This window comes from Paenibacillus glycanilyticus, from assembly GCF_023715145.1.
In the GTDB taxonomy this organism is placed as follows: domain Bacteria; phylum Bacillota; class Bacilli; order Paenibacillales; family Paenibacillaceae; genus Pristimantibacillus; species Pristimantibacillus glycanilyticus_A.
In genome coordinates this window covers 836741-857421 of the sequence record NZ_JAMBNP010000002.1, presented here as the reverse complement: position 1 = coordinate 857421, position 20681 = coordinate 836741, and the positions used below count along the sequence as shown (strand labels likewise).

Sequence of the window (20681 nt, the reverse complement as noted above, 5' to 3'; positions counted from 1 at the left end):
CGCAACCATCCCGTAAAAAATACGTACAATTGTATAAATCAGGAAGATGGGAAGATTATTTCTATGATCACTTGGTTCAAAAGCCAGTAGCCATCCACACGCCGTTTGACATATAAAGTGCTTGCCCTGCTAGTCATTGTGACCGTCTTATCCTGGCCGTACTTTACGAAGCATATATTCGAAGTGAACAACAAAACATACTCCTTCGATAGCAAACAGGGGAATGTCATTACTTATCGCAGTTGGAGCGGACCGCCTATCGAGGTGCAGCTGAACGGTTTGGACCGGATTGTAACCATCCAGGCAGCCGATTATGTGATTACAAGAATTGACGGGGGCGGTATCAAGGAATATAAGCTTAGCTACCCCACCGGTAAAGTGTATACCGTTCAGGATATTGCCGGGGATATTTATCAATTCGATGACAATGGCGAACCTGTCTACGCAAGCGTAATGGCTTACTCGAATGGAGAACGAATACTAGGCAGCAATGAAGAGCTGTATACGCCTGACATGCTGGTAAAGGCGGCTTACTCCAATTACCATCACATAAGGTTGTTCCGTTTATTCCGCTGATGCGGAGCCGAGCGATTTTTATTACTTCACCTGCAAGCTAGGCGGCATCGTCACTATGATCATTTCCTTCTTTATCGCTCTTATGGCCTATTTCGGAGCCGATATTTTGGCTTGACGGGCAGAAGGATTGGACACTTCGGTATATTTCCATACGAGATCATATTTTGGTACACTAAACGTTACAATCGACACAGTCAGCTAAGGAGGATTTATACATTGCGAGTTAAAGAAAATCTCATTGGCGCTGCTATCGCTTTTGTTCTCATTTGCGGAGCTGGTGCCATTGGCGCTAATTATGTTCTTAAAGCCATGGGGGATGGAGACAAGACTGAAGCGTCCGATACAGCAACAGATTCAACCGTAAAGGGTCAGCCTCTTCAGGTTCCGAAGGTGGATTTTGCCGCGGATTCCGCAGAAGGCAAAGCGATAGCCAAAATAAAGGAATATCACGCTGCCTTTGATCTCAAGGTAACTGGCGGCGGCCTGGATAATTTCAAGGCCGAAATGGATACGGCCTGGGATGAGTTCCTGGCGACAGAAGTGTTCGATACGAAAAATTACGAAGAAATCGGAAAAACTCTGACAGGCGTTCAAGGCTTGCAGATCGATATGAACAACTTAACCGCTCTTGCCAATATCGCCCGAGAGAAGCATGATCCGGAAGCGCTTCGCTTCATGCACCGTATTTTGCACGATCTGGACTTATATGCATTCCCTAACAAAGATACGGTCCAGCGGGATTATTGGGGTGTAACGAACACGGTGCCTTCCGATGACAATGAGAACCGCGAAGAGATGGATAAGTTCTTGGCTGCCAATAAGCCGAAGGCATAGAAAAAACCGGGAACACGCATGTGTTACCCGGTTTTTGTTTGCATCAAATGTTGAATCAGCTCAGGAAGCGCTGACAAATCATCGCAGACCATATCCGCATGCTCATGGCCGGTTCCCCTTTGCTTCCATATGGTTCTCATCCCAAGCTCTTTTGCCGGCATGATATCTGCCTTCAGATTGTCTCCAACAAATACAGCCTGGTCTGCAGCCAGCTTCAGATTAGACAAGGATAATTGAAATATGGCGGGATCGGGTTTTCTTAAACCAACCGCTTCCGAAATGACAATATCGTCAAAATAACTCTCGATCCCCAAAGCACGGATTTTGCTCCGTTGATAAAAGGCCCTTCCGTTCGTGATCATTCCCAATTTGAACGAGGCATCTCTTAGCTCGCTCAGCATGGTTACGAGGCCCGGATAGCCGATGGCATAGTCCGAAAAGTTCCGGTTCAGATCCTCGAGCATAACGGCAAGCAGAGAGCTGTCGATGCCGAAAATCTCGATTAGCTCCTTATATACCTCTTCCTTCGGCCGGACGACATGATTCATTTCAGTAAACTTCTGAACAAAATCCTCTCTGTCTATACGGAAAGCTTCCAGCGCATAAGCCTCATACTGATGATTTGCGAAGCGGATTAAGGATTCATGTTTATCCAATAAAGTTTGGTCCAGGTCAAAGATGATGGCAGTAATCTTATTCATTCAAACACTCCTTAATCATGTAGTCCATATAGGCTAAGGCATCCTGTCTGCGCCTGATGGCAGATCGATACAGGGATTTTCGGGTACCGTCACGCAGATTAATGGATTCCCGCAAGATACGGTGCCATCGCTTCGGGACATGCTGCAAAGCATAGTGACCTGCTCCCGTCTTCGAGGTCAGGTCTTGTTCCCTTATCGAATAATAGATACGGGAGACGCCTAGTACTCCCCACTCGATCATCCAGCCTTTAAAGAACATCCCGAAATAAGGCTTGGATGGAAACTTCTCCGCTTTTCTTTTCCAATTCAGCCAATAATGCTCGAGATTGGATTTCATGTTCCTGGTTAATACGCTCCAATCAACCAAATAGCTGTAGGTACGGGGATCGCGGCCAAGAATGGGAATACCGTATTGTTTGATTTGAAAGGCATCCACGGAATCTTTATACAATTGTTCAACGCCAACAAGCTTGCCGCCATTAAAGTAATAATAAGGGCAGGCCATGTCTCCCAGGTTCTCCCAATCTACCGCCCATACATATCTGCCGTCCATGCTGATTTTCGAGAAGCTGATCTCCAGATCATGATGAATCAGCTCCAAAATCCGCACTTCCTGATTCGTAAGCTTCCGACTTGTAACAGCCGCAAAATCCAAATCGCTTAATCCTTCCTGAAAGGCGTCGAGCGATACCGATCCAAACAGATAGAAGGCTGTCAAAATGTCAGGCAATTCTTTCTGGATTCTGGCCAGGTAATGATCCGTAATCTCTTGCGCTATTTCAGGCACCGCCATCTGCTTCATCCTTATCGTGCATGATAACAAGAGAATAGCACAAGCGAGCTAATTATAAAATACTGGAAATCCTTTAAGCTTCTCTAAGCTTGATAACCGTAATAACCGGCTCGAACGCTGCAATGCTGCCGGTTATACTCTCGACGGTTAAAGCTATAGCGGAGTTCCCCGGCAGCGTCAATACATGCGTTCTGCTCACTCCAACCGTAATAATATCGTTATTTTCCCCATTGGCCAGTCGTCCTCTTGTTTTGTCTATGAACTCTCCGTTTACGGCCAGAATAAAAGTCACTTCCGATACCGGCGGCACCGTAACGTTAACGGAGTACGACAGGAGATATAAGCCTGCATCAGGAACAACAAGGGAGCCGTCCTCCAGATCTGCATTCTCCCATTCATACATGACTGTAACCTCAAGCGGTTCACCAGCCACCAGCTTAACCTCCGAGACTCCCGCATCTCCAAAGCTAGTAAAAGGACTCCCAAACGGGCCGGGTATCCCCTGCGGTCCTCTTGGTCCTGTTAATCCGGTTAACCCCGTTGGGCCCGTCGGTCCAGCCGGACCTGTTGCGCCCGTTTTTCCAGTTAAGCCGGTTGGTCCCGGCGGACCTTGAATACCTTGCGGCCCTGGAGGGCCTGTCATCCCCGTAAGTCCCGTATAACCCGTTAATCCATCGCTCATGTCGCTTCACCCTTCTATCATTTACTACTAAATTATATAAATGGGAAAGGCAGCTTGTCTGTACATTAGAAATAGAAAACGCACCCGCCTGGGTGCGCTTTAGGCTATGCTCCATCCTATAGCCTTGGATCCATCTCCTTCTCCTTGGCCACTTCAAACAACAGACTTGCCGCGACTTCTTTGTAGCGTGCGTTTTCCGGCGATATTTCAACATACGGGATTGCGAGCATTTGCCGGCCGATCCGATATTCCTTGGCCGAAGTACGGAGCTTCTGGCTGACATTCTTTTGCTTCATCAGCTTTTTGTATTTATGAGGGAACCGGTAATCATACCCGTAAACGATGGATAAATATTCGGCATTACGAACCTTAATGAACGGAACAACGTTTTCCTGCATGCTTTCAGGCTTGATGACAACCCCTTCCATCTTCTGCTCCACCGTCAGCTTGGAGAAGAAGTTTTCCGCCTGAAGAACTGCCTCCGCATCATTCAAATCAATTAACAAGAACTCGTCATTGGAGAGGAAGCGGTACATCTCGGAGGTTCTTCCGCTGGGGATCTCTTCTTGTCCTGTAGCGTAGATGATTTTCAGCAAAGCGAACGGTTTATAAGCAAGCTCGCCAGCCTCCGCGTAAAGCTCCATCTGCTGTTTATAAGTCTCGTATGCCTGCTGATGAACCTCTAATGGCATGTAAGCGTCGATAACTGAATGCAGATATTTATAGTTCTGATACGTTGATGAGCCGTATTTTTCGCTTAGACCCGCCTTTGGCATGCGATATTGATCCTGTTCGAATCCGCTTTCGCGATACTCATCCGTTAATTGGCGAAAAGCGGCTTCAAATCCGTTCTTCCGTAAAAAAGCCAGCTCGGACTCCAGCGCCTTTTCAATAGGCTTGAACTGCCGCTTAATGAGCCCCTCTCCCATGGCTTCCCACGGGAGAAGCTCGCCGTCAAGCAGAAGCATTTCGATATCGTTTTCTTTCATGTAGCTACCGAATTTGCCAAGCAGATCGGAATAGATTCCGGTTAAATCTACTTTGTTGATTTTGTAGCCGTTACGGCTAATTGCAAAGCATTGTTCCGCATTTGGATAGAGATAAATATTGCATCTTGAACCCATATATTTCGGCTGCAAAACAACTTCCTTCACGCCCCGGTCCGCATAATATTGCAAGCCTTTTCCGATGGATTCCAGCTGGCCAGCCGCATCATCCTTATCTGCCGGGGCCATCGTCCCTGAAATATAGTTGATCTTGTTACGGCTGGCGTAACGGAGGCGGCGCATCTCATCTTCACCCAAATCCTGAATCGCTACTTTTCGCTCCGAAACAAATAATGGCTTGAGTTCCTCTGTCATATAAGCCTGCTCGGAAGCTTGGGATTTGAAGAAAGGTTTAAAGGATAGGCTCACGGAAGTCAGAGCGTTACCGTGAACGCAGCCCGAATCCACATGGACTTTATTTTTTATCCGGAAAGCATTCTTGGCCGCAACATGTCCGAATACGTGGAACGGGTAATTGCTCACCGCGTCTTCCTCCAGGAAGGCTAACTGGGGCTCTAAGTCCAACTCGCGGTCCATTCGGAAATTCCGTTGATGACGGACCGAATTCGCATCCAGCTTGCCGATATATTTGTTACGGCATGGGGCATGAGTAACATAAAAGGAAGCTCCGGTTGTCCCGACAGAACGGTAGAACGGTTTCGAAACGGCTACCAGCTGATGAAATTGCTTAAGCAATTCGGGATCATTTGCCAATACCTGAGTAGAATCAAAGTACGTATGCAGCAGCTCCTCGTCAACGCCATGCACATCCCCTTTCAAATATTTATGGACGAAGTTCTCGTGATTGCCCAGCACAAAATAGAAATGCTCCTGATTCGCATACAGAAACTGTATCGTTTCCCTGGTTTGTTTCCCTTTATCAATCCAGTCTCCAACAAGCACGATTTTCGTATTTTTCACGCGGTCCGTTGGAGTTAGCGTGTTTCCTTCAATCTGATAGCCATGGCTGAGCAGCAGGCTTTTGAACGTATCCAGACACTCGTGAATGTCGCCCACAACAATATACTTGTGCCGGTCAGGCAGCGCGGTTGTTAGATATTCATTCAAATTCTCAATCGTAACTCGGTAATCCTGATTGGCTTTCTTTTCCGCTGCGCAGTAGAAGTCCTTCGCCCTGATCTTATGGACAGCGGAATAGCCTTCTTTGGATAAGGATCGCAGAACCTCTGTTTTGAGACGATTGATATGCGCGGTAATCAGCTTCTTGGATCGCTCGGAGGCGTAGTAATCGGCACGGTTTCTGTAGTCGAATAGAATAACTTCAACATTGTAATTGTTCATATGCGCAATATCCCTTACCTTTGCGCGGAAATCATCGGCCAATCCCGTTGTATCTACAATGACAAACTCCGCATTGACAGGGAATGAGGTCACGAGCTTCAGCTTGGCAAACAACAATTGAAACGCCTGATCGCTTGCCTCCATCATAATCCGGTCATACTTGTCATAGTCAAAGCCCAGTACTTCCTGCCGAATGGCATCGGAAGACAAATATTGAATATTGGATTTAACGCCCCTTTCCTTATCTTGGAACTGCAGGCCGGGTATTAAGATCTCATTGGCAAACGTTGACTTCCCGCATTCCGTCGAACCAACCATCAGAAAGATGGTATGCATTTTTGTTAAGATTTCCATGGTCAGGCTCCCTTTCTCTTCAAAATAACGCCTTGTGTTGTTCGGATGCTGTTCACGCCATCCCCAATCGCGATAAATTCAACATCCCATTTAACCTCTACCATTACATCCGCAAACCATTGCCGAAACTCCTCTTGCCCCATCTCCCATTTATGATCGTCATGTCTCATGTGCTGGAGCTCGTAATAGGAATTAAAGTCGGCATTAGGCGTCGTAATGATAAATTGGTCAAAATCGATATGGGTACAGATCATTTGGATGAATCGCTTCGCTTCTTCCTCGCTCATATGCTCGATTACTTCGGTCAAGATAATGTCGACCCGTTCTCCGTTGTACTCCTCGAGAAAATGGGCAACGGACCGGTAGAGCGCAATATTGTCGATCTCTTTCGCGCCAGCTTTTCTTCCTACAATCTCAAGCAATTCCTCGTTAATATCGATTGCATAATAGCTGCCCTCTGTCTTTTTCGCGAACGGGATAGCATAAAAGCCTTCCCCGCAGCCGATATCCACAACAGACTTATCAAATTTCAGGGAACTGCCGATGTAATTTCTTCTCTGGAACGCCGTTCCGCCAAATTCGAAATCAATAGCATATCGGTCCGTGCTCTCCAGAGCCTTTTTATACTTCCAGAATTTCGTCTTGGATGTCAGGAAGCTTCTTGCGAACATGCTGCGAATGTAGAAGGGAGCATCAATTACTTGAATGCTGGAAATGTATTTGTCCAGGACCTCATCGTTAATATCGGTATACTCGTTGCCGGACATCGCAAGGAATAAGCATAGTACGCTAACCACATGAAGCAGATGATAGAGGCTATTTTCCGTTGTAATCGTTAGCGAATAGCTCTTGCTGGATAAAAGCTGGCGCTCGAATCGGCAATCCCTCATATGCTTCTCGAAAAGATCGATATAACGGATCCATTCCACATGGATCATGTTGATATGGAAGCTATGCTCATATCCCTCCGTATCTTGCTCATGGCGGGTTTTATAGGGAGCAGAGAAAAATTCATTTATCGCATTTAAGGGAAAGAGTTGTGTATTATAACGGGAAACATTCAAATATTCGAATTGCTCCTGCTCATTTTCTTTATAGGAAACCTCGTTATCTGCATCCTTGAAGTAGATGCTGTAAGCCAAGTCTTCGGTATACCAGCCGTAAGCAATTCCTTTTCGAATGGATCGAATTTGCATGCCGGCACCTGGATTTTTCTTTATCAAATAAGAGAATTTCGGATTTGTGGATTTTAACTGCATGATTGCCATTCTGGTTCATCCCCTTTTCATCAACGACTTATAACCGGATTTTCACATATATCCCCATGTACGAACATGGCAAAAGTATTACGATAAAGCTAAACTGGACAAAAAAAGTAGCACTTTGGATGTTAGTCCTGTTGCTGCTTTTTCAAATTTACGTTATGCGGTGCATGCTCCATACAATACCTCCGGAGTTGGCCCCGCCTAATATCAATGAAATGGCTAGACCATCAGCGTTATAAAACAACCCGACCACATCTCCAGCGTTTAAGGTAACATCCCCGGATAAGGTAACGGTTCCGTTGCCCAGGATCGCCCTTAAGTTTAGAAGGGTTACATTGATGTTGAGGAGAGGGAATAATCCGCTGATAAGTATTGTTGCCGTAGGAGAAGTCCGCTGAACGGCAAAGGCCGGATTGACGCCTGCTCCTAGCGATAACGTTATGGCCGCGGTAGTCGAGTAGTTAATCGTAGCCAAAATCTCGTATCTGCCCGTAGCGGGAACCGTATAATTCCCTGTAGCCGCATTAAAGCTCGCGCTTGGAAAATATGGAGCAGCCGTCGACCAATTGGTTAGCTGCTGACTAGCCGCTAAATTGAGCGTACCTATAAATCCCGAGAACCCTTCAGCCAATATATTTGGCCCCGTAGCACCGGTTGCCCCCGTCGCTCCCGTTGCACCAGTCGCTCCCGTGGCACCCGTAGCTCCTGTGGCTCCCGTGGCTCCCGTTGCTCCTGTCTCGCCCGTCGCTCCTGTTACCCCGGTTGCTCCCGTTGCTCCCGTTGCTCCTGTGGCTCCTGTCTCGCCCGTCGCTCCCGTTGCTCCTGTGGCTCCTGTGGCTCCTGTGGCTCCTGTCTCGCCCGTCACTCCTGTTGCACCCGTCGATCCTGTTGCCCCGGTCTCTCCTGTCACTCCTGTGGCTCCCGTCGCTCCCGTCGATCCTGTTGCACCAGTCTCTCCTGTTGCACCCATCGCTCCCGTTGTACCGGTCTCTCCCGTCGCTCCTGTTACCCCGGTTGCTCCCGTTGCTCCCGTCGCTCCTGTTGCTCCCGTTGCTCCCGTTGGTCCTGTTGCACCCGTTGCTCCTGTTACGCCCGTTGCACCCGTTGCTCCTGTTACGCCCGTTGCTCCTGTCGCACCCGTTGCTCCTGTTACGCCCGTTGCTCCTGTTGCACCCGTGGCTCCTGTTGCTCCCGTTGCTCCTGTAGCACCTGTAGCACCTGTAGCTCCCGTTGCTCCTGTAGCACCTGTAGCACCTGTAGCTCCCGTTGCTCCCGTCGATCCTGTTGCCCCGGTCTCTCCTGTCACTCCTGTGGCTCCCGTCGCTCCTGTTGCACCAGTCTCTCCCGTTGCCCCTGTTGCTCCCGTTGCTCCCGTGGCTCCTGTGGCTCCTGTCTCGCCCGTCGCTCCTGTTGCACCCGTTGCTCCTGTTACTCCCGTTGCACCCGTCGCTCCTGTTACCCCGGTCGCTCCTGTTGCACCCGTGGCTCCTGTTGCTCCCGTTGCTCCTGTAGCACCTGTAGCACCTGTAGCTCCCGTTGCTCCTGTAGCACCTGTAGCACCTGTAGCTCCCGTTGCTCCCGTCGCTCCTGTTGCACCTGTTGCTCCCGTTGGTCCTGTTGCACCCGTTGCTCCCGTCTCGCCCGTCGCTCCTGTCGCACCTATGGCTCCAGTTGCCCCTACTCCAGTAACTCCCGTCACACCAGTAGCGCCTGTCGTTCTAATCGGGCTTCGAGCCGGGCTTTATTCGCGTTTTTTATTCTCGAGTCTTCCGATATTTCCAACAGTTTGCCTGTAATCTCACGAAAAAGCGCCATAACCTGCTCAGGTGCACCTTCTTGCAGCACATAAGGAATAATAGCCCTTAGTTCTTGGAGCAACAGCAGAACCGTACCTGTCTCTTCACCAAAGCCTTTTATTTTGTCTTTGTTCGTTCTCGAGGTTCCCGAACCGCCTCTGCTTGTCTTTCGGCGTTTCAAAAAATTCTCACCTCCCCGCACATCTTGAACATATCAAGGCTTAACGTAACGAACGCTCCTGTGTCTACCACCTATATATTTACGTAGTAAAGCTTTTTAACATAACTGTTTGATCGGATTTCCCTATTGCCACTGCAAAATCCGAGGAGATATAATTGGAGCCATATTCCATTTAAGAGTCCAAAGCTTGATCATTCTGATTAGGAGGTCCTCCCAATGATTCCTCAACGAGTTAGCCTGATAACGATTGGAGCTTATGATTTGCCTTCGCTTCGTGCTTTCTACCAGAAGTTAGGGTGGAAAGAAACGGAGACCAGCTCAGATAACTATGCTGCCTTTCTGACGGCAGGCGTCATTTTGTCTTTATTCCCGATTGAGGAATTAGCCAAGGATGCCGGAGTAACTTTCACGCAGGACAAACAAGCCTACCGAGCCGTTTCTTATGCCATTAATGTAGACGAGCCTTCGCAAGTAGACTCTGTCATCGAACAAATCTCTGAGATTGGCGGAACAATCTTCCGCGAGCCAAGCGATGCTTTCTGGGGAGGCCGTACGGCGTATTTCGCGGATCCGGAAAATAATTTGTGGGAAGTCGCGTGGAATCCTACTGCCGTATTTGATGAACGGGGCGGAATGATTTCCTTTTAAAATCATGCCGGAAGAGGTTAACCCTAATGGAAATTACTATTCGAAGCATTCGAGATTCCGAGCTGGAACCTTTTATTCATGTTCTGACCGAAGGAGCAAAATGGATTGCCGCTAACAAAATTCCGATGTGGGATGAATCCGACCTCCAAGCGCATCTTCTGATGGATGGTCTGACCCTTGACAACTTTTACGGGGCTTTTATTGACGGAGAAATCGCTGCCGTCATGATTTTGCAGGAAGAGGACAGCTTCTTCTGGCCGGAGGATCATCTGAACGATGCCCTGTATCTTCACAAGCTGTGCATTAGAAGGGAATATTCCAAAACCGGTTTATCCGGCAACATGCTTGCCTATGCCAAGAATGCCGCACACGCCTTGCATAAACGTTATCTGAAGCTGGATTGTGCAGCAGACCGAACCTCTCTCCGGCAATTTTACGAGCAGCATGGATTCACGCTGGTCCGAGAGAGACTTGCAATGGAGACGTACCCTGCAGCCTTCTACCAATTCGAAATAAAGAGCTATGCCAAGGCCTAAGGCCATAGCATAGCTCTTCTCCTTCTATTCCGAAGCTGCTGCACGCAGGTCAATTGCCGTATTTGCGACTTCCACACCGTTTACCATTAACACGATACGATGCTCTCCCGCATAATGGCGGCGGGTGGATAAATCTGCGAACCGGTGGACTCTGCTGCCCGATAACGACGAGCCACCCGGAACGGTTTTGTCCGATAGCAGGAACAATTTGCGGGACGTCTTGCCTCCGGATTTCACGAAATCTATTCCGTACTCGATCCGAATATGCAGCGGCTCTCCCTCCTGGACCTGAATGGCATATTCCAGTCTGCAGCTATCCCCGATCTCCAGGGCGGACGGCCTGGCCTGAAGATCCGCAGAGATGACAATCGGAGCGGAATCCTCCGACATCGCATAACCAAAAATCGCCAGTGCCTCCGGATTTGCTTGACGGACCAGATTGCGGCAAGCATGGCGGATAATCCAATCCGTATAAGCGTGATGTCCCTGCCAGCGGCGCGCTATTTGTAACACCACATCCGGATGATCCTTGGCAATATCGTTCAGATTATTTGCGACGCTCTTGCGGACGTACAAGGATGGGTCTTCCTTTAACAACTCCAGCACGGGAAGAAGCGGCGAAGGGTCCCGCTTAAATACGGGAAGAGCTTGTCCCCAGGGTAGACGCGGCCTGCAGCCTTCGCTTGCCAATCTTCGCACATGCTCATTCGGATGACTGGCCCATGCCAGCATCTGGCGCATCATCCGCTCGGGATCCCGGATCAGAAACACGCGCACGGCGAACTCGGCCGATGATTTCGTCGTAAATCTCTCCAGCGCCTGCATGGATAACTCCCAATGCTCCTCGGCGCCGCCATACACCTCTACGAAATCGGGGAAGAACAAATACGGGAATCCGCTGCATTGCTCACATATCGCATATAGGACATCAAGGGCTCCCATATAGTCTGACGGCAAATGCCTGCCAAGAACAGTGGAGATTTGCCGGATTCTCCCTTTCAGCTGTAATTGTTCCCATTCATCATTTAATACGTCGGATACAAAAGCTTCTTGATTAAACGCCGGGTATACGGCCAGCACTTTATCCGCGAATTGCCGCAGGAAGGCCTCATCATACATATCTTTTAACGGCTCAGCCAAAGGAGTACCTCTCTTCGATAATCTCTTAGTCGTAGTCATACGATTATTATAGAACATTTGTTCCTGTTTTGCAAAGTGTGATACACTTCATTTGGGTTAACTATTCGCTGTACAGAGGGGGAAAAGCATGTTTCCTGTCTTAGAAACAAACCGGCTGCTCTTGAGAGAATTGACCAGCGATGATGTTCATGACGTCTTTGCTTGTTTCTCGAATGCGCATGTTACGCGTTATTACGGACAAGAACCTTTTGAGCAGGTCGGCCAGGCACAAGCCCTTATTGATTTCTTCTCCGCAAGCTACATAGAAAAACGCGGGATACGTTGGGGAATCGAAAGAAAAGAAACCGGCGGTTTAATCGGAACGATCGGATTTAATCTCCTCTCCCCCAAACACAGACGGGCGGAACTAGGTTATGAAGTCCACCCCGATTATTGGAGAATGGGTTATACGTCTGAAGCCGTACGTAGCACAGGTGATTAAATACGGATTTAATGAGCTCAGGCTTAATCGAATTGGCGCTGTTGTTTTTACGGAGAACAAAGCTTCCGCTCAATTACTGGCGAAGATGGGATTTGAACAAGAAGGAATTCTGCGGGATTATATGGTTCAGAACGATACGCCGCATGATACGTATATCTACTCCCTTCTAAACCACGCTTAACCGATGACAAAAAAGGAACCAGTGTCTGTCCTAACAGACGACTGGTTCCCGCTATTTTTGTTAGATTACTATTAGAATTCGCTCATTCCGAGGTTGAACTGCCATTGAATGCCGAATTTATCGGTCACTTGGCCGTACAATTTGCTCCAGAACGTCTCTTGCAGCTCCATCACGATTGTGCCGCCAACTTTCAGTTGATCAAAGGCGGAACGAATTTGATCTTCGTTATCCACTACGTAAGCCAGCGTAATGTTGTTGCCAACAATAAAAGGCATGCCGGGGAATACGTCGGAGAACATCACGTTGCTCCCGCCAATGTTCAGACGAGTGTGCATAATCAGGTTTTTCGCTTCTTCGGGCAATGGGTAATCCGGATGCGGAGGCACTTCGCCAAAAGTCATCAGCTTTGGCTTGTCCAAACCAAATACTTCTGCATAAAACTCCGCCGCTTCTCGGCAATTTCCATCAAAATTCAAATAAGCATCAACTGACATCTTGATCTCTCCTCGTAGGATTAATATGAAATCGCGGATGGATATCCTTTCATACTGTACCATTTTCGGCCTTAATAATCAAAAGCTTCTAAGTTGTCTTGAATTTCGACAGCACTTCCTGCAAATGCTGCGCCATATGGCTCAGATCCTCGGCCGATGCCGAAATATCCTTCATGGAAGCAAGCTGCTTCTGAGAGCCTTGCGTGATGCTGTGGGAATGGGTATGCGTAGACTGCGTCATCGTTACGATCTCGGTCATGGAGGCCGTAACCTCTTCCGTACCCGCGGACATTTGCTCCGATGCAGCCGATACCTCCTGAATTTGACTCGAGATTTCCTGGAACGTTGCCGTCATGCGCCCAAACACCTCGCCCGCTTCGTTAATGAGCTCGGAACCAATCTCCACATCGCCAACGCCTTGATTCATCGCATGTACTGCACGAAGGGTCGTGCCTTGGACTTCCTTAATCAGCGTTGTAATCTCGGCGGCGGATTGAGCCGACTGCTCGGCAAGCTTCTTCACTTCATTGGCTACAACGGCAAAGCCTCTGCCATGCTCTCCTGCTCTGGCCGCTTCAATGGAGGCATTAAGCGACAACAGCTGCGTCTGATTCGTAATTTCCTGAATGACGGACACGATATTGCCGATCTGGTTCGATTTGAGCTCGAGCTCCCGAACTTCTTCAGCGGATTTGCCTACGGAATGATGGATTAGCTTCATTTGCTCAACGGCATGCGTGACGGCAACCTGGCCAAGCTGAACCTCGTCGAGCGAAGTCTGCGAAGCTTCGGCGACAACGGAGGAAGATTCCGCAATCCGCTGCACGCCCGATGCCATCTCTTCCATGGCGGTCGAGGTCTGCTCGGCAGAGATCATTTGATTCTCTCCGGCCGTCGCAACGTTATGTATCGCATCTCCGATGCGGCTTGAAATATCGACGGAATCGACGGATGCGGCGGTCAGCTCCTCGGAGGAAGCGGCAAGCTGTTCCGCGGCGGAGCTTACTTTGCCAATGGTGCCGGAGAACGAATCCAGCATATCGTTCATGTTGCCTGCAAGCTGGCCAAGCTCGTTTTTCGCCTTCACTTCCAGTCTTGGCCTTAAGTCGCCGCTTGCGAGCACTTTGATGACATTCGAGATATAAACGATCGGCTTCGCCATTTGGTTTGCGGAGAAATAAGTAGCGACAAGCGCCAGCAGGGTTACGATCAGGGCAACGGCAATTGTTTTCCAAAGCATGTTCGCAACGGGCTGCATCGCTTCATCTTCGGAAATGGACAATTGAATCACATAACCGTTACGCGTCGCTTCAGCATACCCGATTTTTTTCACGCCGTTAAAGGTATAAGAATAGCTCGTATCCTTACCTTCCTTTGCCAGCTCAAACGCTTTTACCGTTTCTGGCATGTTCATGTCGTATACCGTTTTCTTCATGACCAGATCCGAGCTGGGATGACTGACGACAAGCCCGTTGCTGTCCAGCAGAATGGCATACCCGGTCTCGCCAACCTTCGTATCCCGAACGATTGCCGCTGCCGCATTTATTTCATAACCAAATATGTAGAATCCGTAAGCCTTGCCGTTTTGCATAAGCGGTGCCGCAATAACGATCGATACCTTGGAAGGGTCTACTTTATTCACGAGAGGATCGCTTACGGTTAACTTACCCTCCGACAAGGATTTGAAGTAAGGCCTCTCCGATACGTCTATTTTGTCGCCCGATGCCGCAACGACAAAGCTTTTGCCCGTCATATCCAAGGAATAACCGGGGGACATTAACTCCGGATTTTCTTTTATAAAATGCTGAATCAACTCCAGATGCTTCTGCGCATCCTGGCCATAATATTGTCCGACGCCCGCAAGAGCGTTGATCTTGGACACTTTCGTCTGCAGCTCTTCATCCATTCTTGCTGTAATGACATCCGCCTGCAGAGCGAGATCCTTCTTGATCTGGCTTTTGAACAAGGAAGAGTTCGATAGAAATAATGCCGCAGACATGGACGCAACAATCGCAATTGCAATAACAAACGTCGTGATCAACACACGATGGGCAATTTTGCGCGTCTGAAAAATCTTGGTGAATTGGAACCTCTTCTTCATTTCTAATTATGCACCCTCTCTTGAATGTCGGCGCGGCAAAAAGACCTCAGCTTAAAGGAAGCAAGTCCGGCGATCTTACCGGATATTGCGCGAGATCATTCCAAGTAAAAATTTTACATGATGCCAGCACGATTTATCCTACACTATAAATTTGAGTTTTCGATTGCTTTTTAGTTAGATATTTGTTAGTTTTAGACTCTTGCTGGGCGCCTTGCCCAAGTTTCTTTTCCCTAATGGATAGTGTAAGATGTAGGAAGCGAATCACATGATATCAACGGTAGGAGTTGTCGAGCTTGGCAAAAAACGAAATTATTTTAACCCCTGAAGGTCTTAAGAAATTAGAGGATGAGCTGGAGGAGCTGAAGACGGTCAAACGGTCCGAATTGGCGCATCGTCTGAAAGTAGCCATCAGCTATGGCGACCTGAAGGAAAACAGCGAATACCATTCGGCCAAGGATGACCAGGCTTTTATGGAAACGCGTATTTCGCAGCTGGAGAAAATGCTGAAGACGGCACGCGTATCCAATTCGGCAGACACAACAAAAGTAGGCGTAGGCTCGATCGTTGTGCTGAACGACATTGAAGTATCGGAGAAAATCGAATACCGCCTGGTTGGACCGGCGGAAGCGGATGTATTCGAGAACAAGATCTCCTACGAGAGCCCGATGGGTCAAGCGCTTATGGGCAAAACCGTCGGAGCTACGATTAGCGTGGATGCGCCGATTGGTGTCATCAAATATGAGCTTCTTGAGATCAAAGCAAGTTCGTAAAGAATAGGATGCAGCATACGATGCTGCATCCTTTTTTTCATTCTTCGAACAAACGGATGAAGTTGCGGGCACTCTTCGACAGATACCTGTCCTTTAGCCAGATTATGCCGACATCCGATTGAAAATCCGCATCCGAGATCGCGAGCATTTTTATGGTCGGAAGCGGAAAGGAAGCCATTACGGACTTCGGAAATACGGTTGCCCCGATGCCGGCTGCCACCAGAGCGACGATAATGGCTACGCTCGAGCATTCGCAGATGACCCTCGGCTCGAAGCCATGCGCTCTCGCCTCAATCATCACGCGGTGATGCATCCCGATCGTTTTGTCCGTCTTGAGGGTCAGGAACGGCATATCCGCAAGCTCGCACATGAGCATCGTGTTTTTATCCGGGTCGCTTACCCAGCCAGTCGGCAGGACAGCAACATAAGGGTCAGAAGGAAGCGGCAGGACGGAGTATGGCTGTGTATGTAGAGTTGATTCAAACGGGAGCCTCGCTACGATCAGCTCAATATCCCTCTTCTCCAGCAGGCTACCGAGGATGAAGTGGTCACCTTCCCATATTTTGAACGTGACATTCGGATACAGCCTGCGGAATTGCTCTATGGGCTTCGGAAGCAGCGAAATACAGGATACAACGGAGCCAATTGCCAGCGTGCCGTGAAGTCCCGCATCAAGCTCCTTCACCTCGTGGATGGTCTCATTAAATTCCTGCAGCAGCTTCTCCGCCTTGTTCCGCAGCAGTTCGCCGGCATGCGTCAGTGTAAGCCCCTTCCCGCTCCGGTCAAACAAGGTGACGCCAAGCTCGTCTTCCATCAGCTTTAGCTGACGGCTAAGCGGAGGCTGCTCCATATTGAGCGCTTTTGCTGCCCGGGTAATTTGTCCTTCCTTGGCAATCGCCAAAAAGTACCTCAACTGTCGAATATCCATTACCAGCCTCCAATATACCTTTTCGGTATGCGTACACGATAAAACAGATACTTTAAATATATCGACTGTCATGGTACGATTCAACTATAACTAGCAACAAGGAGAGATCAAAGACGATGAATCAGACCATCACAATAGAACTTTCTACGAACAAGAAACAAAAACCGAAAGCATCCGAGCTCGGATTTGGCAAGTATTATACGGATCATATGTTCATCATGGACTATGATGCGGCTACTGGCTGGTATAACCCGCGCGTTGTGCCTTATCAGCCGATTTCGCTTGATCCCGCGGCTAAAGTGTTCCATTATGGTCAGACGATCTTTGAAGGCCTGAAAGCTTACTTGACCAGTGATGGCAAAATCCGACTGTTCCGTCCGGAGCAAAATATGGCGCGTCTCAACCGCTCCAACGCGCGTCTAAGCATTCCTCAAGTGGACGAGGAACTGGCGCTTGAAGCACTGAAGCAGCTTATTCTGACTGACCGCGATTGGATCCCGTCCGATGCCGAAACTTCCCTGTATGTGCGTCCGTTCGTTATTGCGACGGAAGCCCAGCTTGGCGTTAATGCGTCCACGCAATACATGTTCATGATCATCATGTCTCCGGTAGGCTCGTATTACGCGGAAGGCATTCATCCTGTAAAAATTCACGTGGAATCACAGTACGTTCGCGCTGTCCGCGGCGGCGTGGGCAATGCGAAAACAGCGGGCAACTACGCGGCAAGCTTGAAAGCGCAGGAAGAGGCTTATGCGCAAGGCGCTTCCCAGGTTCTGTGGCTGGACGGCGTTCACCGCAAATATATTGAGGAAGTTGGCAGCATGAACGTCTTCTTCAACATCGACGGCACTGTGGTAACGCCTGCCCTGAACGGCAGTATCCTGGACGGCATTACGCGTGATTCGATTATCCGTCTTCTCAAGCATATGAACGTGCCTGTTGAAGAAAGACAGCTGTCGATCGACGAGGTCATTACTGCCCATCAGGAAGGCCGCCTTGTTGAAGCGTTTGGTACGGGTACGGCAGCCGTTATTTCTCCGGTCGGGGAATTGACTTGGGAAGGAACTCGGTATGTCATTAACGAAGGAAATACCGGCGAGCTGTCGCAAAAGCTGTACGACACGCTGACCGGTATTCAAAGAGGCACAGTGGAGGATACGTTCGGCTGGTCCGTTGTTCTGGAGCCTTCCGAGCATCTGATCTCGCGTTAATAGTTAATTTCCATAAGTCTTGACCGTCATCTGGTCAAGACTTTTAAATTCATAGCCTTGCTTGCGGGCTTCGTCAATTATTGAGCCGAGCGCGGCAGCATTATCTTTGGATACGGTATGAAGCAGGATAACCGCTCCGGGGTGAAGCTGTGCGACGACTTGATTAAAGGCGAAGCCCGCTCCTTTTTGCGCGTTAACATCCCAATCCTTATAGGCAACGGACCAGAATACATTCGTATATCCCGACTCCTTGCTTACGGCAAGCACATTATCGCTGAAGATGCCTCTTGGCGGTCTCAAATAAGTCATGGCCTGCTGACCGGTCAACGCATTGACCTGCTCCCTTACCTTTTCCAGCTCCGTTTGAATTTGCTGGGAGGAGATTTGAGTCATATCCGGATGACTCCAGGAGTGGTTCCCCACCAGATGACCCTCGCTTGCCATCCGTTTAACCAGCTCCGGCTGATCCTTCACATAATGTCCCGTTACGAAGAAAATCGCGGGCACCTGCTTTTCCTTCAGCACATCGAGTACCTTCGGCGTATACCCATTCTCGTAGCCGTTATCGAAGGTCAGATACAGCTCTTTTTTCGATGTATCCCCAAGAAAAATCGCCCCATGCTTCATGACGATATCCTTGAAGCCTTCTTCGTTAATCGAAGGCAGCTGCCCGCCCACGCTTTTCTTGAACCCAAAATGAAACGGTCCCTGCAATGCCTCAGCCGGATGCTGGGCAATCAATAAAGACAGTACGGCTGCGATCCAGAATGAATGGATCCACGATGATTGTTTTCTCATTCCTCGCTATTCTCCTCTATGTGTAGTCCGTTTATTTTCCCCTGTTCATGTCATTCCAATCCTATATTTTCGGTTTGACAAAAATAGTTGTTAGGCATATAGTTGTTAAGACAACTAATTTGGAGCGTGATGAATAATGCATCAGAAAGGATTGGATCATTCGATCGGTTTCCTGCTCGGAGCGACTTACCGGAAGCTGACGAATTTCTTTGCTGCGCGCATTAAGGAATACGGATTAACCCCGGAGCAATGGGCGGTGCTGTTCCGCGTACGCGAGGAAGACGGCTTGATTCAGAAGGAAATTGCGGACCGTGCCGGCAAGGACAAGCCTACAACGACAAGAATTCTCGACTCGCTTGAGGCGAAAGGCTTCGTTACCAAGCGTGCCAGCGAGCATGACCGGCGTTCGTTCCAGGTATACATTACCGAGCAAGGCCGATTAACGGCGGATGCTATTGAGCCGATTGAATATGGCATGATTGCCGAAATCGCCCAGGTCATGTCCGCTGCGGAGTACGAGCAAATGACAAGCCTGCTGAAGAGATTAAATGATCATACCGCCAGCTTATTGGAGCAAGAAAAGGAGTAATGACCCATCATGAACATACAACCAGACAAACTTTGGAGCCGGACCTTTGTAACGTTGACGGTCAGCTATTTGCTGCTGTTCCTGAGCCTGCAGATGCTGCTCTCTCCATTTCCTACTTATGCGAAAGAACAATTTCATCCGAATAACTTTGCGCTTAGTCTTGTGACCAGCTTGTTTGCCCTTGCGGCAATCGTAACCCGATTCGTTACGGCGGCGCTGCTTCGCAAGGTTCACCGCAATGTCATCCTATTTGTTGGATTGGTATTGGCTGCAATCGCAACTGTTCTCTATCCGTTCGCAGGCTCCATGACATCGTTGCTCGTGTTGCGCGCGATATTCGGCGTTGGCTTCGGGATGACAAGCACGATTATCCCAACCCTGGTATCCCAGATTATTCCCAAGAAAAGAACGGGCGAAGGGATCGGCTACTTCGGTCTCTCTACAAGTATTGCCATGTCTCTTGGTCCAATGATCGGCCTGTCTGTCATTAAGGAATTCGGGTTTACTTCTCTTGCCATGATCGGCACGATTGCTCTCGTTCTTATTATCCCGTTACTGCTTGTTACGCGCAGTATTCCAAAGCAGCCGGATCATGCGGATTCGTCGCAGAAGGCTAATGCTGCAAATGCAAGTGAGCGTTCTTCCGGAACATCCGCCGCTCGGATGATGGTCCCCGCTTTACTTAATGTATTAATGTCCGTTACTTACGGCGGTATTCTTGGCTTTATCGCCCTCTACGGCGCACAGAACCATATTGACCAGATCGGCCTGTTCTTCTTATTTATTGTATTTACGGTATTTGTTATTCGTCCAATCTCCGGCAAGCTGTTCGACCGCCGCGGTCCTATGCCGATTGTTATCCCGGGAGCGCTTGTCGTTATTGCTAGTCTGATCATCCTGTCGTATGCCCACTCGCTTCCTTTAATTATCGTGTCAGCCTTGCTGTACGGATTTGGCTTTGGCGCGATTCAGCCCACCACGCAAGCTTGGATGCTGCGAGAGGCTGCGCCTCATCAAGTCAGCTTCGCAAACAGCTTATATTACAATACGATTGACCTAGGCGTAGCTGCCGGATCGATGCTGCTTGGCATCATCGCTTCAGCTACAAGCTACTCGGTGATGTACCGCTACGCCGCGGTTGCGATGGTGATCTTTATGCTTGTTTATTTGGTCAGCCTGTTTGCAGGCAGGAAGAACAAAGCATCCGTACCGGCAGCAGCCCGTGAGAATACGGCAGTATCCTCCCGATCATGATAAAAAAGCCGGCGCAGCCG

The 20681-nt window shown here is 49.0% G+C and carries 20 protein-coding genes and 1 pseudogene; 9 read left to right on the top strand and 12 right to left on the bottom strand.

Annotated features, from left to right (window positions below):
- Nucleotides 1-105 precede the first annotated feature (105 nt).
- Both M3194_RS09335 and M3194_RS09330 read left to right on the top strand, forming a co-directional pair.
- The gene (locus M3194_RS09335; RefSeq protein WP_251653133.1) at nucleotides 106-576 is read left to right on the top strand and encodes a hypothetical protein; all 471 of its coding nucleotides are present in this window, start codon (nucleotides 106-108) and stop codon (nucleotides 574-576) included.
- A gap of 216 nt (nucleotides 577-792) precedes the next feature.
- Complete coding sequence (locus tag M3194_RS09330; protein ID WP_251653132.1) at nucleotides 793-1410, top strand: hypothetical protein; 618 nt, start codon at nucleotides 793-795, stop codon at nucleotides 1408-1410.
- Between the two features lie 23 nt (nucleotides 1411-1433).
- On the opposite strand, the gene M3194_RS09325 is transcribed toward M3194_RS09330, so the two are convergent.
- From M3194_RS09325 to M3194_RS09295, 7 genes are all read right to left on the bottom strand, one after another.
- On the bottom strand, nucleotides 1434-2111 hold the full coding sequence (locus M3194_RS09325; RefSeq protein ID WP_251653131.1) for an HAD family hydrolase: 678 nt from the start codon (nucleotides 2109-2111) through the stop codon (nucleotides 1434-1436).
- Nucleotides 2104-2904, bottom strand: a complete 801-nt coding sequence (locus tag M3194_RS09320) for an aminoglycoside adenylyltransferase domain-containing protein (RefSeq protein ID WP_251653130.1) — start codon at nucleotides 2902-2904, stop codon at nucleotides 2104-2106. The genes M3194_RS09325 and M3194_RS09320 overlap by 8 nt, the downstream gene beginning before the upstream one ends.
- A 73-nt stretch (nucleotides 2905-2977) precedes the next feature.
- On the bottom strand, nucleotides 2978-3586 hold the full coding sequence (locus M3194_RS31220; protein ID WP_285889171.1) for a hypothetical protein: 609 nt from the start codon (nucleotides 3584-3586) through the stop codon (nucleotides 2978-2980).
- Nucleotides 3587-3702: 116 nt separating this feature from the next.
- Nucleotides 3703-6288: a metallophosphoesterase gene (locus M3194_RS09310; RefSeq protein WP_251653129.1), complete on the bottom strand. Its 2586-nt coding sequence runs from the start codon at nucleotides 6286-6288 to the stop codon at nucleotides 3703-3705.
- A gap of 2 nt (nucleotides 6289-6290) precedes the next feature.
- Nucleotides 6291-7556, bottom strand: a complete 1266-nt coding sequence (locus tag M3194_RS09305) for a class I SAM-dependent methyltransferase (RefSeq protein ID WP_251653128.1) — start codon at nucleotides 7554-7556, stop codon at nucleotides 6291-6293.
- Nucleotides 7557-7704: 148 nt separating this feature from the next.
- The gene (locus M3194_RS09300; protein WP_251653127.1) at nucleotides 7705-9252 is read right to left on the bottom strand and encodes a hypothetical protein; all 1548 of its coding nucleotides are present in this window, start codon (nucleotides 9250-9252) and stop codon (nucleotides 7705-7707) included.
- Entirely contained in the window at nucleotides 9249-9530 is a 282-nt protein-coding gene (locus M3194_RS09295) for a hypothetical protein (protein ID WP_251653126.1), read from the bottom strand. The genes M3194_RS09300 and M3194_RS09295 overlap by 4 nt, the downstream gene beginning before the upstream one ends.
- Before the next feature lie 216 nt (nucleotides 9531-9746).
- Here M3194_RS09295 and M3194_RS09290 point away from each other — a divergent pair, with 216 nt between their 5' ends.
- Both M3194_RS09290 and M3194_RS09285 read left to right on the top strand, forming a co-directional pair.
- Entirely contained in the window at nucleotides 9747-10178 is a 432-nt protein-coding gene (locus M3194_RS09290; RefSeq protein ID WP_251653125.1) for a VOC family protein, read from the top strand.
- 26 nt (nucleotides 10179-10204) lie between these two features.
- Nucleotides 10205-10714, top strand: a complete 510-nt coding sequence (locus M3194_RS09285) for a GNAT family N-acetyltransferase (RefSeq protein WP_251653124.1) — start codon at nucleotides 10205-10207, stop codon at nucleotides 10712-10714.
- Between the two features lie 24 nt (nucleotides 10715-10738).
- Here the strand turns inward: M3194_RS09285 and M3194_RS09280 are convergent, their stop codons facing one another.
- On the bottom strand, nucleotides 10739-11854 hold the full coding sequence (locus M3194_RS09280) for a DNA alkylation repair protein (protein ID WP_251653123.1): 1116 nt from the start codon (nucleotides 11852-11854) through the stop codon (nucleotides 10739-10741).
- A 127-nt stretch (nucleotides 11855-11981) separates the two neighbouring features.
- Here M3194_RS09280 and M3194_RS09275 point away from each other — a divergent pair.
- A pseudogene (locus M3194_RS09275) lies at nucleotides 11982-12516 on the top strand (GNAT family N-acetyltransferase).
- Nucleotides 12517-12587: 71 nt separating this feature from the next.
- On the opposite strand, the gene M3194_RS09270 reads toward M3194_RS09275, so the two are convergent.
- A complete protein-coding gene (locus tag M3194_RS09270; protein ID WP_251653122.1) occupies nucleotides 12588-13010 on the bottom strand; it encodes a VOC family protein in 423 nt (140 codons plus the stop codon).
- 88 nt (nucleotides 13011-13098) lie between these two features.
- Nucleotides 13099-15111 (bottom strand): methyl-accepting chemotaxis protein, encoded by a 2013-nt coding sequence (locus M3194_RS09265; RefSeq protein WP_251653121.1) that lies wholly within the window; start codon nucleotides 15109-15111, stop codon nucleotides 13099-13101.
- A 293-nt stretch (nucleotides 15112-15404) separates the two neighbouring features.
- Between M3194_RS09265 and greA the strand changes: the two genes are divergently transcribed.
- A complete protein-coding gene (gene greA, locus M3194_RS09260; protein ID WP_251653120.1) occupies nucleotides 15405-15881 on the top strand; it encodes a transcription elongation factor GreA in 477 nt (158 codons plus the stop codon).
- Between the two features lie 37 nt (nucleotides 15882-15918).
- Here greA and M3194_RS09255 read toward each other — a convergent pair whose 3' ends face one another.
- Nucleotides 15919-16809 carry a LysR family transcriptional regulator gene (locus M3194_RS09255; protein WP_251653119.1) on the bottom strand — a complete coding sequence of 297 codons (891 nt, stop codon included), beginning with the start codon at nucleotides 16807-16809 and terminating at the stop codon, nucleotides 15919-15921.
- A 116-nt stretch (nucleotides 16810-16925) separates the two neighbouring features.
- Between M3194_RS09255 and M3194_RS09250 the strand changes: the two genes are divergently transcribed.
- Nucleotides 16926-18020, top strand: a complete 1095-nt coding sequence (locus tag M3194_RS09250; protein ID WP_251653118.1) for a branched-chain amino acid aminotransferase — start codon at nucleotides 16926-16928, stop codon at nucleotides 18018-18020.
- Between the two features lie 3 nt (nucleotides 18021-18023).
- On the opposite strand, the gene pdaA is transcribed toward M3194_RS09250, so the two are convergent.
- The gene (pdaA, locus tag M3194_RS09245; RefSeq protein WP_251653117.1) at nucleotides 18024-18818 is read right to left on the bottom strand and encodes a delta-lactam-biosynthetic de-N-acetylase; all 795 of its coding nucleotides are present in this window, start codon (nucleotides 18816-18818) and stop codon (nucleotides 18024-18026) included.
- A 136-nt stretch (nucleotides 18819-18954) separates the two neighbouring features.
- Between pdaA and M3194_RS09240 the strand changes: the two genes are divergently transcribed.
- Both M3194_RS09240 and M3194_RS09235 read left to right on the top strand, forming a co-directional pair.
- On the top strand, nucleotides 18955-19407 hold the full coding sequence (locus tag M3194_RS09240) for a MarR family winged helix-turn-helix transcriptional regulator (RefSeq protein ID WP_251653116.1): 453 nt from the start codon (nucleotides 18955-18957) through the stop codon (nucleotides 19405-19407).
- 9 nt (nucleotides 19408-19416) lie between these two features.
- Entirely contained in the window at nucleotides 19417-20661 is a 1245-nt protein-coding gene (locus M3194_RS09235; protein ID WP_251653115.1) for an MFS transporter, read from the top strand.
- The last annotated feature ends 20 nt before the right edge of the window (nucleotides 20662-20681 follow it).

Excerpts from the sequence above, each read along its gene's own strand:
- M3194_RS09305 (WP_251653128.1), bottom strand. The coding sequence starts at position 7,556 with ATGGCAATCATGCAGTTAAAATCCACAAATCCGAAATTCTCTTATTTG.
- M3194_RS31220 (WP_285889171.1), bottom strand. The coding sequence starts at position 3,586 with ATGAGCGATGGATTAACGGGTTATACGGGACTTACGGGGATGACAGGC.
- M3194_RS09270 (WP_251653122.1), bottom strand. The coding sequence starts at position 13,010 with ATGTCAGTTGATGCTTATTTGAATTTTGATGGAAATTGCCGAGAAGCG.
- M3194_RS09310 (WP_251653129.1), bottom strand. The coding sequence starts at position 6,288 with ATGGAAATCTTAACAAAAATGCATACCATCTTTCTGATGGTTGGTTCG.
- M3194_RS09290 (WP_251653125.1), top strand. The coding sequence starts at position 9,747 with ATGATTCCTCAACGAGTTAGCCTGATAACGATTGGAGCTTATGATTTG.
- M3194_RS09235 (WP_251653115.1), top strand. The coding sequence starts at position 19,417 with ATGAACATACAACCAGACAAACTTTGGAGCCGGACCTTTGTAACGTTG.
- M3194_RS09250 (WP_251653118.1), top strand. The coding sequence starts at position 16,926 with ATGAATCAGACCATCACAATAGAACTTTCTACGAACAAGAAACAAAAA.
- M3194_RS09285 (WP_251653124.1), top strand. The coding sequence starts at position 10,205 with ATGGAAATTACTATTCGAAGCATTCGAGATTCCGAGCTGGAACCTTTT.
- pdaA (WP_251653117.1), bottom strand. The coding sequence starts at position 18,818 with ATGAGAAAACAATCATCGTGGATCCATTCATTCTGGATCGCAGCCGTA.
- M3194_RS09320 (WP_251653130.1), bottom strand. The coding sequence starts at position 2,904 with ATGGCGGTGCCTGAAATAGCGCAAGAGATTACGGATCATTACCTGGCC.
- M3194_RS09265 (WP_251653121.1), bottom strand. The coding sequence starts at position 15,111 with ATGAAGAAGAGGTTCCAATTCACCAAGATTTTTCAGACGCGCAAAATT.
- M3194_RS09255 (WP_251653119.1), bottom strand. The coding sequence starts at position 16,809 with ATGGATATTCGACAGTTGAGGTACTTTTTGGCGATTGCCAAGGAAGGA.
- M3194_RS09240 (WP_251653116.1), top strand. The coding sequence starts at position 18,955 with ATGCATCAGAAAGGATTGGATCATTCGATCGGTTTCCTGCTCGGAGCG.
- M3194_RS09325 (WP_251653131.1), bottom strand. The coding sequence starts at position 2,111 with ATGAATAAGATTACTGCCATCATCTTTGACCTGGACCAAACTTTATTG.